Here is a 13,587-nt window from a genome sequence, read left to right as displayed (position 1 = left end):
GAAGTTGTTTCCTAATTCTGTCGGTTGTCGATTAATCAAAGGCCGGCTTTTAAGCTGGCAACAATAAACTGATCCAGTTCACCATCTAACACGCGATCACAGTTAGAGGTTTGTACACCGGTGCGAAGATCTTTGATACGCTGATCATCTAAAACATAAGAACGAATTTGACTACCCCAGCCGATGTCGGCTTTGGAGTCCTCCAGTTCTTGTGCTGCGGCATTACGCTTCAGCATTTCCATCTCATAAAGTTTTGAGCGCAGTTGCTTCATACATACATCACGGTTTTGATGCTGCGAACGTGCTGACTGACTTTGCACCACAATACCAGAGGGTTCGTGAGTAATACGCACAGCAGATTCGGTTCGGTTAACGTGCTGACCACCGGCACCCGATGCACGATACACATCAACACGAAGATCGGCAGGGTTAATCTCTATATCAATGTTATCATCGATTTCTGGCGACACGAATACCGAGGCAAAGGAGGTATGACGTCGACCACCCGAGTCAAAGGGTGATTTACGTACAAGGCGATGCACACCGATTTCTGTGCGTAACCAACCAAAGGCGTATTCACCTTCAAAGCGTATCGTCGCACTTTTAATACCAGCCACATCGCCATCCGAGACTTCAATCAACTCGGTTTTGAAGCCTTTGTCTTCCCCCCAGCGCAGATACATTCTCAGCATCATATTCGCCCAATCCTGCGCTTCGGTGCCGCCGGAACCTGACTGAATATCAAGGAAAGCATTGTTAGGGTCGGCTTCACCCGAGAACATTCGGCGAAACTCAAGGTCTTCTAAGCGTTTACCCAGACCTTCCAGCTCTTTGACCACTTCAGCAACGGTGTCTTCGTCATCTTCTTCAACGGCAAGATCGAGTAGTTCACGGGCATCTGCAACACCGGAAGTTAAATCGTCTAATGTAGTGACGGTATTACTTAGGTTATTGCGCTCACGACCTAGTTGCTGAGCATTTTCAGGATTATTCCACACATCGGGGTTTTCAAGCTCTCGCTCGACCTCTTCCAAACGCTCACGTTTGCCGTCGTAATCCATATAACGCTTAAGAGTATTGGTGCGCTCAGCGTAATCTTTGAGACTGAGAAGAATTGGATTGATTTCCATTTTAGAACTTAGAACTCCGGCTGTGGAAAAGGGCTATCAAAAAAGGGCTATCAAAAAAAGAGCACTATTCTAACCGATATGCGAAAGGGATTGAATGTTCTGAGCAGGGATTAAACAATTGAGGCCGCAATTGCGACCTCAAACTCTCTAACTTAAGCTGATCTTGAAAATCAGTTGCGGAAGTTATCGTGACAGGTACGGCAAGTTTGACCCATTTGTCCGACGGCTGGACGCAAAGCTTGCAGAGTTCCCTCTTCAGCAGCAGCAACCATGGCACCACTCACTTCTTGAAACTTTTCCATACCACCGGAGAACTGATCCCAGTTCGCCCAAATTTCTGGCTTAGCGTCACCACCTTGTGTACCTTCACCAAAACCCTCTTTCGCCATGAAGCTTAAGGCATGAACTTGACGTGAGTGATGAAGTGCAGCATCAGCATCAAACTCAGCATCACCGCGAGCCATCGCACCCAGCGAGTCCATATGCCACTTAACAACTTTGTAAACGGATTGACGATACTCAATGGAAGCATCAGCATCAGCCAACACCATACCAGTACCAAACAGTAACGATGCCGTTAAACAAGTAAGCGCTAGTTTTTTCATATTTATATCCTTATTTTTCGTTGACAGACCGCACTCAAAATATCAGTGCTGACTAATTTATCAATTTCTAGTCTACTCAGCTTCAAACGCATTGCAAACTTCTTTTAGCCATTTCTCAATTCTGTCATCAGTTAAACTGGATTGACCGTCTTCGTCAAGCGCCAATCCAACAAACCATTGACCATCTTCAGTTAAGGCCTTAGAGGCTTCGAAGTCATAGCCTTCAACAGGCCAGTAACCAATCATTTGCGCACCTAAAGTAGCAAGCTGATCATGCAACTGCCCCATGGCATCTTGAAACCATTCGCCATAACCAATTTGATCACCAAGGCCAAACAATGCGACTTTAACATCGTTAAATGAATGTTTTTTTAAATCATCCCAATGCATCGCCCAGTCTTCTTGCAACTCACCGAAATCCCATGTGGGAATCCCCATGATCACACAAGAATAGTTTTCAAGCTCTGAAAACCCTTCACTGGAAATATCGTGACACCTAGCTTGAGGACCTAGCAACAGTGCTATTTTTTCTGCAATCTGTTCCGTATTACCTGTCGTGCTCGCATAAAAAACTCCTACGTCCAGATCCTGCGTTAACATCATTACTTTTTACCAGTCGCCTTATCTAAAGAACCTTTAGCCAATTTTTCCATTGCCTCACGAGCATCGCTTAAGGCTTTCATATTTTGTTCATTAGCTGAACGCAACGTTTTTTCTAACTCTTTTGCGTATGCCTGCTGCAACTCCATTAGATCAACAGGAGTTTTACATTGCTGCAGTTGCTTGGTTTGCTGCATGGTTGCTTCTAAACAAGCCTTAGTACAGTCCATTTGATGGCGAGTTAGGTCTTCCAACATACGGGTTTGAATGTTAACGAAGTCTTTGAAAGGCTCCATTGAATCGGTCATGTGTTTGGTCATATCCTGAAACATTGTCTACTCCTTAGCAGATAATTTTTTCCACAATAATACTAAGTGTAACGTCATTATAGACTTTTTTCATGCAAGTCATGACACAAATCAGCTCTAACTCGATGCATATTGCGTAAACTTGCACGGTGTCGTAGATCGCTTTTTTTGGTACTATTCATTTTAACTAATAAAAACACTCTTCTCTGCGTCAGTACCGGCAGAGCTTCGCTGCTACAAAGACGTTAAATTGTTCCAAAACAACTTAACACAGCTCATAATCCAGTTATGAATAGAAGGTTAGTTTTAATGAAAAAATCAACATTCCTAGCAACAGCAGGCCTCCTGCTGACACTGCAAATGGGAGCTGTTTCTGCAAACACGGTGCAGGACGCAAGAAGCGCAATTGAATCACAAAACTACGCAGTCGCATTAGATCAGCTTCGCCCCCTCGCGCGAGAAGGTAATGCAGATGCCAGTAACTTACTCGGACAAATGTACGAGCAAGGCTTAGGTGTTAATGCAGATGAAGAAGAGGCTGCTCGCCTATATCGCCAAGGTGCTAACCAAGGACACTTAGACAGCATTACCAGTCTTCGTGCATTACAAAACAAAGCCTTTGCTCAAGAGTTTTCGCGCCTTATGCCGATCGCTAAAGCTGGCAATGCCGAAGCGCAGAACCGTATCGGTGAAATGTTGGAGTTTGGTCAAGGTGTTGAGCGAGATAAAGACGCTGCTTACCAATGGTTCCAACGTGCTGCCGAACAAGGCGAACTGTCTGCTTGGCATAACTTAGGTCGCAGCTACAATTTTGGTAGCGGTGTAGAACAGGATTACGCTATTGCCGAAGAATGGTATCGTAAAGCAGCCGAACGTGGATACACACAATCACTGTTCTTCTTGGGTACACTTTATGCAACTGCTCACGGTCAAGACGATAGTTATAACACTGATATCATTGCTTATGCCTGGTTGAAAAACGCGGCTGACCTGGGTGATCAAACGGCAAGACCCATCGCTGACAGATTACTTCTTAAGTTAAATGAAGAAGAAATCGAAACAGCCAAATCCTTAGCTGAACGCTATAAAGAGCGTTATATTTCACAGTAAATCAGTGACCTTCCCCTCAGCAAGGCTGAGGGGTCACGCTCTCTATTTCCAATTCCATTAAGTTATTCAGGTATGATTTGATGAAGCGCGCCTTTCGAACAGAAATCCCAGATACTCGTCCAGCATCTTTTGGTAAACGGATTTTAGCCATGACCTATGATCTGATGCTGATTGTTGCCATTTGGATGATTACCGGTTTCGCTGCCGTTGCGCTGAATGATGGTGAGGCGGTTGAAGGCCCTTTATTCAACACCAGCCTGTTTATCATTACCTTTCTATTTTTTGGTTTCTTCTGGACACGAAATGGTCAAACATTAGGAATGCAGGCTTGGCGGATCCGAGTTCAAACACTGGATGGCTATAAACTTAGCTGGAGTCGATCTTTAATGCGCTTCATGCTGTCGATATTGTCTTGGATTCCATTCGGATTAGGATATATCTGGGTTCTTTTTAGTGATGAACGTCTAGCATGGCACGATAAATGGTCTGAAACCTGTGTGGTTCAATTGCCGAAAACCAAGCCAGTTGACGATTAATCGTTAACCGGCACGTTTCAATAGATAGATGCCACCCAAGGCACAAAACAAAATTGGCAACAATGTTGCTAACAGTGGTGGAAAACCATAAACACTACTTGCTGGCCCTAACAGATCCTGAGCAAACTTAAACACCACACCTAAAATAACACCGGTCACAATTCGCTGCCCAATAGGCACACTTCTCAGTGGCCCAAATACGAAAGAGATACCGACCAGTACTAATGCTGCAATTGATAATGGCTGCAACAGTTTAGCCCAAAAAGCTTGTAGGTAAACATCTGCACTAACCCCTTGCTGCTTTAGATACGCAGAATAATCCCACAGCCCAGTGATCGACAGATCTACAGGCTCCACCACCACAATTGACAAAAGCTCCGGTGTTAGACCACTGCTCCAGCGCTCTTCAGACAAACGCTGTGTCTGCGTTTGCTCATCCAAAATTCGCGTTTCCGTTACATTTTGTAACGTCCAGGCGCCATCATGATATTCACCTAAACGTGCAAAGCTACTGCGCACCATCTGTAAATCATCGGCAAACTCATAGCGAGTGACACCGTGAATTTTTTCACCGCTTTCAACGGCGTTAATAAAAATAAAGGTGTTACCTTCTTTATGCCAAACGCCGCTAGCGGAGTAACTTCCACCACCTGCCATCGCAATCGCTCTGACGCTTTGAGCTCGCTGCTCAGTGACCGGCGCAATAAATTGTCCTAAGACGAGACCTAAAACAGCCATTAACATTACTGGCTTAAAAACCGTCATCAATATACGACCTGTCGAGACGCCAGCCGCTCGCATCACGGTTAACTCGCTTTGCGACGCCATCATCCCAAGACCAATCATCACACCCACCAAGGTACCTAACGGCACATATTCGTAAAGACGACGAGGCATGGTCCAAGTAACATAATGAACCGCACCCGCTAGGGTGTAGTGATCGTTAAGGTTACTCATTTGATCAAGAAAGGCGATCAGTACATCAAGACCCAAAATGACCAGCAACACGACCATTACTGACTGAAATACTTGACGAAAGATATATCGCTCTAAGACTGTCATGCAATTGCCTTGTTAAACACTCTGCGCCAGAGGGATATTAGAAAACCATATGCTCGTCGCCAATAATCACCTAAATAAAGCAGATTAACAGCCACCCCTAAGAACAGAAGATGAACCGACCAAAGCTGCAACGGCGAAGCACCCGATTCAACGTTGGAACGAGCAGTGGTTAGGAAAGCCATATAGAGCAAATAAAGCAAAATAGAGGGAATCAACTTTGCGAAACGTCCTTGACGAGGATTGGTATAACTCAAAGGCACAGCTAAGAGCGCAACCACCAAAACCAAAGCCGGTAATGCAAAACGCCAATGCAACGCTGCTCTATCACGAACATTATCTGACGCTAACAGCATAGCGGTTGGTTTAGCATCGATTTCACGTATTTCAGCAGCTAATTCAGGCTCTTCTAGTTGAACACCGTATTCGCTATAGCGAATACGAGTGATCTCTTTCTCGCCAGGACGTCCATCATAACGATAGCCATTTAAGAGCACTAAAAAACGTTGCTGAGCTTCTGGAAAGAGTCGTCGTTCAGCGGCTTCAGCAATCAAAATATTGGGTCGACCATCATCGCCGCGTCGCGATAAAAAAACCTGCTTTAATTGATCACCCGCTACCGCTTCGGCATAGGTCACTTGACCAGAAGATTGAGATAAAAAACGCCCAGGCGTTACCAGTTCTAACTCACTTCTAGCATCTTGTGCGGCTAAAAGCTGCTCTGCTTTTTGCAATCCCAAAGGCGTCAGCCAAAGACTGAGCAACATCACCAAAAGACCAATAAACACGCTTGGCCCGTAAGCGTATCGCAGCAAACGATGATCACTAAAGCCAGTTGCTCTTAGCACCACCATTTCACTGTCTAAACATAAACGACCATAAGCGAGCAATATTCCTAAAAAAAGCCCTAACGGAAGCAACAATTCAAGAAATCCTGGCATACGGTAGAATAGCACCAGCAACACAGCGCCTGCCTCTAGCTTTCCAGCAGCAGCATCAGATAAATACTTAATCAGTCTGGCGCTAGTGATGATTAACATCAGTACCGCGGTGACAGCTAAGGTGCTTGCTAGCACTTCACGAGTAATGTAACGAAATATAATCAACGCAGAATCCTAGTCACCAACATGGTTTCGAAGGATGAAAATGGTTTATAGTGTCATTATTACCTAATCGCTATTGAAAGTCTTCTTTGGAGTGCTCATGTTTTTTGAAATTCTCGGTGACGCAGCAGAAAAAATTACCACTGAATGCTTAGTAGTGGGTGTTGAAGCGGAAGGAAAACTTAGCCCAACCGCCGCAAAATTGGATGAAGTAACTCAGGGTGCTATCAAAGGGCTGATCAATTCAGGAGATTTTTCAGGTGCAGCCGGAGATCAACATCTTCTGCGCAATTTACCCGGACTCACCTCACCTCGTTTATTAGTGGTGGGTCTTGGAAAGCCGGATGAACGTAAAGATCGTCATTACCGCAAACTGGTCAAGGGCATCAATCAAACCATCAGCAAATTAAAACTGAAAAGTGTTGCGGTAGCGTTGGATGGTTTAGCCAGTGACCACTCTGACCCTTATCGTCAAACACGCTTATTAACTGAGTGGACATCGGCCGACTTTTATCAATATGACACCACTAAAAGTAAAAAAGCCGACCCTCTTGCATTAGAGCAATATGCCATTGTTCTGAATGATGAAGAGATAGAACTAGGTGAAAGTGCTTTACTTGATGGTGTTGCCATTGCGAACGGTGTTAATGCTGCAAGAGAGCTTGGCAATCTGCCCGGCAACATTTGCACACCAACCTATCTTGCGGATAAAGCTAAAGCACTCGCTGAAGAGTTTGATTCGTTAAAAGTCAAAGTACTTGATGAAGAAAAAATGGAAAAGCTCGGCATGCACAGCCTTTTATCTGTGGGTCGTGGCAGTGCTCAACCTTCAAAGCTTATTATCATCGAATATCGTGGTGGCAAAAAAGATGAAGCGCCTCACGTACTCGTCGGCAAAGGTATCACCTTTGATACGGGTGGCATCAGCTTAAAGCCAGGTGCTGGCATGGACGAAATGAAGTTCGATATGTGTGGCGCCGCTAGCGTAATTGGCGCGATTGAATCAGTTGCGGAAATGCAGTTACCGATCAATGTCACGGCTGTCGTTGCTGCCGCTGAAAACATGCCCGGTAGCCAAGCGACTAAACCCGGTGATGTGGTGACTACCATGTCAGGTCAAACCGTGGAAATTTTGAATACCGATGCTGAAGGTCGTTTAGTCTTGTGCGATGCGCTGACCTATGTTGAACGCTTCAAGCCTGCCAGCGTTATCGATGTTGCCACCCTAACTGGTGCATGCATTATTGCACTGGGACATCACGCCAGCGGCCTACTTTCAAATAATGAATCATTGGCAGAATCTTTATTGAAAGCAGGTGACTACGCATCCGATCGTGCATGGCCACTGCCGTTGTGGGATGAATACCAAGAATTGCTTGATAGTAATTTTGCCGACATGGGCAACATTGGGGGTCGCTCGGCTGGAACCATTACTGCGGCTTGTTTCCTATCGCGCTTTACCAAACAATACCCTTGGGCACACTTGGATATTGCCGGTACGGCATGGAACAGTGCTGGAAAAGAGAAAGGCGCCACTGGTCGCTGCGTTTCGTTACTCTGTCAATATCTGATCGATCAAGCAGAGCTGGTTGAAACATCTGAAGCTGAACATCATCACCACTGATGTCTCGTCGAGCTGATTATTACATTCTGCCGCAAGCAGATGATGACAGCCGAATGCGGTTTATCTGCAGAGTCTGTGAAAAGGCTCTGCAGCAACAGCTCAGTGTATTCATTTTCACTGAGCACCCCGCTCAAGCTGAACGCCTAGATCGACTTCTTTGGAGTTTCCCTGAGGAAAGCTTCTTACCGCATTATTTGATTGGCACTGAACCCGTAGCACCGATCAGTATTGGTTATGCTGACCAGCTACCAAGTCATCGAGAGCTAATCATTAATGCTGCCAACAAATTACCTGAGGTTGCATTTGAGTTTACTCGCATTGCTGAGGTAGTGATTCAAGAACCCGAATTGCTGCAAGTTTCAAGACAGAACTATGCAAGGTGTCGAGAGTTAGGCTATGAAATGCACCGAACGGATATGCGCCAGCGATCTCGGTAAATCTAATTTACGACAACCCTACACCCTCCTGACTTCAACCGTTATAATATCGGGTTTTCTGGAAGCCTTGCGATTTCACGCAGAGCAATCACTTCCCAGTCCCAAATCACATTGACCGAGATAAGCATGGATAAAACCTATCAGCCACATGAAATCGAACGTACTTGGTACGACAAATGGGAACAAAGCGGATACTTCAAGCCGTCAGGACAGGGCGATGCCTATAGCATCATGATTCCACCCCCCAATGTCACCGGCAGCTTACACATGGGCCACGCTTTCCAAGATACCATCATGGATAGTTTAATCCGTCACCAGCGTATGCTCGGCAAAAATACCCTGTGGCAAGCGGGAACGGATCATGCCGGTATCGCAACGCAGATGCTGGTTGAACGAAAAGTAGCCGCTGAAGAAGGTAAAACGCGTCATGATTTAGGACGCGATGCGTTTATCGAAAAGATCTGGGAATGGAAAGAAGAATCCGGCGGTACGATTACTCGCCAACTTAGACGCATGGGATCATCGATCGACTGGAGCCGTGAGCGCTTCACCATGGATGATGGTTTCTATAAAGCCGTTCAAGAAGTGTTTATCCGTCTTTACGATGACAAGCTAATTTATCGCGGCAAGCGTCTGGTTAACTGGGATTGCAAGCTCCATACCGCGATCTCTGATCTGGAAGTTGAAAATAAAGACCAAAGCGGATACCTATGGCACTTCCGCTATCCCCTAGCCGATGGCGCAAAAACAGCTGATGGTAAAGACTATATCGTTGTTGCCACGACGCGCCCAGAAACCATGCTCGGTGATACCGCAGTTGCGGTTAATCCAACAGACAGCCGATACACTCACTTGGTTGGCAAATTCATTGAATTACCACTGGTCGGTCGTCGCATTCCGATTATTGCTGATGACTATGTAGAGGCAGACTTTGGCAGTGGCTGTGTAAAAATCACCCCGGCCCATGACTTCAATGACTATGAAGTAGGCAAACGCCACCAGCTGCCGATGATCAATATCCTCGATCCTAACGGTGCTATTTTAACTCGTGCCGAAATCTACAATACCGATGGCTCAGCCAATGCGGAACTGGATGACCGTTTACCGGAAAATTATCTGAGTCTGGATCGCTTTGATGCGCGCAAACAAATTGTTGCCGAGTTTGAAGCTAACGGCCTGCTTGAAAAAATTGAAGATCACGCCTTAAAAGTGCCTTATGGCGATAGATCCGGTGTTGTCATCGAACCTTTATTAACAGACCAGTGGTTTGTGGCAGTCGCTGACCTAGCGAAACCGGCTATTGAAGCCGTTGAAAATGGCGATATTCAGTTCGTACCCAAGCAGTATGAAAATATGTATTTCGCGTGGATGCGCGATCTTCAGGACTGGTGCATTTCGCGTCAACTCTGGTGGGGTCACCGGATTCCTGCTTGGTATGATGATTGTGGCAATGTTTATGTTGCTCGCACCGAAGCAGAAGCACGCGAAAAGTATAAACTCAGTCATGACCTGCCGTTAACTCAGGATAATGATGTACTCGATACGTGGTTCTCATCTGCGCTTTGGACCTTTGGCACCTTGGGCTGGCCTGAAGACACGCCGGAACTAAAAACCTTCCATCCTAGCAGTGTGCTAGTGACAGGGTTTGATATCATTTTCTTCTGGGTTGCCAGAATGATTATGTTCACCTTGAAATTTACCGATCAAGTGCCTTTCAAGAAAGTCTATGTCCATGGACTCGTGCGTGATCAGGATGGGCAGAAAATGTCTAAATCCAAAGGTAACGTTCTTGATCCACTCGATCTGATTGACGGCATTGATCTGGAAACGCTGGTGAATAAACGCACCGGCAATATGATGCAGCCGCAACTGGCCAAGAAAATTGAAAACCAAACTCGTAAACACTTCCCTGAAGGTATCGATGCCTACGGTACCGATGCGTTACGTTTTACTTTCTTGTCGCTGGCTTCCACCGGTCGTGATATTAAATTCGACATGAATCGCATGGAGGGCTATCGCAACTTCTGCAACAAACTCTGGAACGCAGCCCGCTATGTGTTGATGAACACAGAAGAGCAAGACTGTGGTATTCATGGTGAAGCGGTTGATTTGACGCTCGCTGATCGCTGGATCATTTCTCGCTTGCAAGAGACGGAAGCTCAAATCGACAAACACTTTGCCGAGTATCGCTTTGACCTGTTAGCCAATACACTTTATGAATTCGTCTGGAATGAATATTGTGACTGGTATCTGGAACTGTCAAAGCCCGTACTCTGGGATGATCACGCATCACCTGAGCGCCTGCGTGGAACTCGTCGCACACTCGTCAGAGTGTTAGAAGCGATCTTGCGTCTAGCACATCCATTAATGCCTTACATCACCGAAGAGATCTGGCAAAAAGTAGCACCTTTAGCTGGCAAGCAAGGTGATACCATCATGCTGCACGCCTATCCTCAAGCAGAGGTCGATAAAATCGATGCTCAAGCCAATGCTGATATCGAATGGCTAAAAGCTGTGATGCTGGCGATTCGAAATATTCGCGGTGAAATGAATCTGTCACCTGCCAAAGAGATCAAGGTATTGCTGCGCAACGCCAGCAGTGAAGATCAGCGCCGCTTAGAAGAAACACGTATTCTTCTGAACAAGCTGGCTAAGCTAGAACAAATCGATCTGCTAGCTGAAGGTGAAGAAGCACCTATGTCAGCCACTGGCCTGGTGAGTCAGATGGAAATTCTTGTTCCGATGGCTGGCATCATAGATAAAGATGCAGAATTGGCTCGCTTACAAAAAGAGCTGGATAAGCTGGACAAAGAGATTACTCGTTTGGATGGAAAACTATCAAATCCAGGATTTGTTAGCAAAGCCCCTGCTGATGTGGTCGAGAAAGAACGCGCTAAGCTAAGCGAAATGCAATCGTCTGCTTTACGTCTAAGGGATCAACAACAACGTATTGCTAGCATGTAAAAAACAAAACCTGCTGATAGTATTACTATTAGCAGGTTTTACATGGTGTTAGAACATAGATCGAACGAACCAGATATGGCTTTATCCAATTTACTTCTTTTTTGGATCTTCGTTCATCAGCGAACGTAGCTTAAACCCAGTCCATACCATTACCGCAGTAATAGCGATGATGCCAATCATACTTGGAAGCAATACTTCCATACTGTGAGTATCTATACCAAACATCTTGTTTCTCCCCCTAAATTAGTGAGTCTAGATTACCCGCATATGTATTGCGGAATATTGATGTAGCTCAACTTTTATGTCGGTCAGATCAAGCAATGGAATTAATACAAAGGTTACTGGTAAACCTAGGCCATGTAACACTAAACTTAAAGTGACCCCATTAGTTTTAGCCTAAGGAGATCCACATGGCCAATCGATTTAAACGTTGGACAGCTGAAGAAGTCATTAAGATGAACGAAGAAACCTTCATGGTAGAAGTCTTGGACATGATCAAGTTCTCACCTGAGTTAGATGAAACTGATCAAGCAGTCGCGCTCACCAAGAAGAAACTTGAAGCGATCGAACAGGCTTTAGAAGCACGCATCAACGCAGCCAAGTCAAACTAATCACGCTAAACCCAGGGCATCATTGACTTGATGCCCTTTCTTCCTTCCATCAAATCCTCACCCTAGACCGCACTTTTTCAGCAAATCTTTTAGAAAAATCAAAAATAACTTTTGAATCATTCAAAAAGTGCTTTTTGATTACTCCTTATCGTCTTTTTATAGCAATTTCTTCTAAAAAGCCAATTCCTCGATATTCATTTAAATACATATATATCAATAGCTTACATACCATCTCAGAAAAAACCCATGAACTGAAAAAATATTTATAAAATCCATAAATTTCAATAACTTACACAACTAAAAATTGCAATATTTATTTGCGATATATCATTTTCTATTTTATAATTATCATAACAAATAAATGATTAATCTAAATGAGGAAATGAAGATGCAAGAGAAGGAAATAAGGCTGCTTTTTAAAGCGGGTGTATTCGAGTCTTGCCAGGCAACTCCAATCGCCATGTCACGTGGATGGACGTTGAAGTTCATTACCCGAGACAAAGAGGTGCTAACGCTGAATCTTCAACGTTCAAATACAGAAAGAGAGTTCAAAAGTTTGGATGGCGCAGCAGCGGTAGCTAAACGCATAGGTTTTGATTGGTTAAATGTGCAGATAGGTGAGTTGCAATGGCGCGAAAAGGTTTCCTAAGCACTGGATATGATCGTCAATATCGAGCGTAGGAAACCTTAGCTAAACGCGTTGAGCGGATTCTACGTGAGGGTTAAGGCTGTAATCGCTGAATGGTCCACTGACCATCCGAAAGCTGAAATACAAAGCGGTCATGTAATCGACTTGGACGCCCTTGCCAAAACTCAAAACGCTGAGGTATTAAACGATAGCCACCCCAATTAGGGGGACATTCGATATTGCCATCGGGATATTGAGCTTTTAATGATTCAATGGTTTTTTCCAGCACTTCTCGCGACTCAACTGGATGACTTTGACAAGAGGACGCAGCACTCAAACGACTACCGACAGGACGCTGGCTGAAATATAGCTGACCTTCTTCAGCCGGAAGTTTTTCGACCAAACCCCGAATACGTATCTGACGGGAAAAATCAGGCCAATAAAATAACAATTCCGCTTTCGGGTTGTGTTCAAGTTGCTGACCTTTTTCACTGCGATAGTCAGTGAACCAGCTAAACCCATCTGCATCATACTGCTTTAACAGCACAACACGAGCAGAGGGCATACCTTCGGAGTCAGCAGTGGCTAAAGTCATCGCGGTTGCTTCATCCGCATAGGCTTCTAACGCTTGATTAAACCACACACCAAATTGTTCAATGGGATCAGCTTTTAAATCTTCACGGTTCAAATCGCCTACCACATACTCGCGTCTTAATGACTTGAGATCGACTTTATCTTGACTCATGGACTGTCTCCAGTTGTTATAATGCAGCTACTATATCGAAAAAATGATCTCTTAAGATAGGACTCTTGCCCGTGTTTGGATTACTCATCCGGCTTATTAAGGATAAACACCTGCAATGTATCAGGTT

General features: G+C 44.9%; 15 protein-coding genes. 7 read left to right on the top strand and 8 right to left on the bottom strand.

All coding sequences use genetic code 11. The features are described from left to right. Nucleotides 1–35: 35 nt before the first annotated feature. The 4 genes from prfB to F7R24_RS05770 all read right to left on the bottom strand — a co-directional run bounded on the left by prfB (nucleotide 36) and on the right by F7R24_RS05770 (nucleotide 2,667). Nucleotides 36–1,130 carry a peptide chain release factor 2 gene (gene prfB / locus F7R24_RS05785; protein ID WP_151670305.1) on the bottom strand — a complete coding sequence of 365 codons (1,095 nt, stop codon included), beginning with the start codon at nucleotides 1,128–1,130 and terminating at the stop codon, nucleotides 36–38. 170 nt (nucleotides 1,131–1,300) lie between these two features. Continuing rightward, nucleotides 1,301–1,735: a c-type cytochrome gene (locus F7R24_RS05780; RefSeq protein WP_151670304.1), complete on the bottom strand. Its 435-nt coding sequence runs from the start codon at nucleotides 1,733–1,735 to the stop codon at nucleotides 1,301–1,303. Nucleotides 1,736–1,807: 72 nt separating this feature from the next. Further along, on the bottom strand, nucleotides 1,808–2,338 hold the full coding sequence (fldB, locus tag F7R24_RS05775) for a flavodoxin FldB (protein WP_240776005.1): 531 nt from the start codon (nucleotides 2,336–2,338) through the stop codon (nucleotides 1,808–1,810). After that, nucleotides 2,338–2,667, bottom strand: a complete 330-nt coding sequence (locus tag F7R24_RS05770) for a phasin family protein (RefSeq protein WP_151670303.1) — start codon at nucleotides 2,665–2,667, stop codon at nucleotides 2,338–2,340. The genes fldB and F7R24_RS05770 overlap by 1 nt, the downstream gene beginning before the upstream one ends. A gap of 285 nt (nucleotides 2,668–2,952) precedes the next feature. Here F7R24_RS05770 and F7R24_RS05765 point away from each other — a divergent pair, with 285 nt between their 5' ends. Both F7R24_RS05765 and F7R24_RS05760 read left to right on the top strand, forming a co-directional pair. Beyond that, entirely contained in the window at nucleotides 2,953–3,753 is an 801-nt protein-coding gene (locus F7R24_RS05765) for a tetratricopeptide repeat protein (RefSeq protein ID WP_151670302.1), read from the top strand. Nucleotides 3,754–3,833: 80 nt separating this feature from the next. Then, nucleotides 3,834–4,289, top strand: a complete 456-nt coding sequence (locus F7R24_RS05760; protein WP_151670301.1) for an RDD family protein — start codon at nucleotides 3,834–3,836, stop codon at nucleotides 4,287–4,289. Between the two features lie 3 nt (nucleotides 4,290–4,292). Here the strand turns inward: F7R24_RS05760 and lptG are convergent, their stop codons facing one another. Further along, nucleotides 4,293–5,351 carry an LPS export ABC transporter permease LptG gene (gene lptG, locus F7R24_RS05755; RefSeq protein ID WP_151670300.1) on the bottom strand — a complete coding sequence of 353 codons (1,059 nt, stop codon included), beginning with the start codon at nucleotides 5,349–5,351 and terminating at the stop codon, nucleotides 4,293–4,295. Continuing rightward, nucleotides 5,348–6,454 (bottom strand): LPS export ABC transporter permease LptF, encoded by a 1,107-nt coding sequence (gene lptF / locus F7R24_RS05750; protein WP_151670299.1) that lies wholly within the window; start codon nucleotides 6,452–6,454, stop codon nucleotides 5,348–5,350. The genes lptG and lptF overlap by 4 nt, the downstream gene beginning before the upstream one ends. Before the next feature lie 97 nt (nucleotides 6,455–6,551). On the opposite strand from lptF, the gene F7R24_RS05745 reads away from it, so the two are divergent. The 3 genes from F7R24_RS05745 (at nucleotide 6,552) to F7R24_RS05735 (ending at nucleotide 11,476) form a co-directional block, all read left to right on the top strand. After that, nucleotides 6,552–8,075: a leucyl aminopeptidase gene (locus F7R24_RS05745; protein WP_151670298.1), complete on the top strand. Its 1,524-nt coding sequence runs from the start codon at nucleotides 6,552–6,554 to the stop codon at nucleotides 8,073–8,075. Next, on the top strand, nucleotides 8,075–8,512 hold the full coding sequence (locus F7R24_RS05740) for a DNA polymerase III subunit chi (protein WP_151670297.1): 438 nt from the start codon (nucleotides 8,075–8,077) through the stop codon (nucleotides 8,510–8,512). Before F7R24_RS05745 ends, F7R24_RS05740 begins: the two co-directional genes overlap by 1 nt. Before the next feature lie 126 nt (nucleotides 8,513–8,638). Then, nucleotides 8,639–11,476, top strand: coding sequence for a valine--tRNA ligase (locus F7R24_RS05735; protein ID WP_151670296.1), 2,838 nt, complete (start codon nucleotides 8,639–8,641; stop codon nucleotides 11,474–11,476). Nucleotides 11,477–11,566: 90 nt separating this feature from the next. Here F7R24_RS05735 and F7R24_RS14890 read toward each other — a convergent pair whose 3' ends face one another. After that, nucleotides 11,567–11,701, bottom strand: a complete 135-nt coding sequence (locus F7R24_RS14890; RefSeq protein WP_276613236.1) for a hypothetical protein — start codon at nucleotides 11,699–11,701, stop codon at nucleotides 11,567–11,569. A gap of 185 nt (nucleotides 11,702–11,886) precedes the next feature. On the opposite strand from F7R24_RS14890, the gene F7R24_RS05730 reads away from it, so the two are divergent. Beyond that, nucleotides 11,887–12,087, top strand: coding sequence for a hypothetical protein (locus tag F7R24_RS05730; RefSeq protein ID WP_151670295.1), 201 nt, complete (start codon nucleotides 11,887–11,889; stop codon nucleotides 12,085–12,087). Between the two features lie 388 nt (nucleotides 12,088–12,475). Continuing rightward, on the top strand, nucleotides 12,476–12,736 hold the full coding sequence (locus tag F7R24_RS05725; RefSeq protein ID WP_151670294.1) for a hypothetical protein: 261 nt from the start codon (nucleotides 12,476–12,478) through the stop codon (nucleotides 12,734–12,736). A gap of 73 nt (nucleotides 12,737–12,809) precedes the next feature. On the opposite strand, the gene pdxH is transcribed toward F7R24_RS05725, so the two are convergent. Continuing rightward, nucleotides 12,810–13,460, bottom strand: a complete 651-nt coding sequence (gene pdxH / locus F7R24_RS05720) for a pyridoxamine 5'-phosphate oxidase (RefSeq protein ID WP_151670293.1) — start codon at nucleotides 13,458–13,460, stop codon at nucleotides 12,810–12,812. Nucleotides 13,461–13,587: the final 127 nt, after the last annotated feature.

The organism is Nitrincola schmidtii, from assembly GCF_008973715.1.
In the GTDB taxonomy this organism is placed as follows: Bacteria; Pseudomonadota; Gammaproteobacteria; order Pseudomonadales; family Balneatricaceae; genus Nitrincola; species Nitrincola schmidtii.
This window is presented reverse-complemented; position numbering and strand designations above follow the sequence as displayed.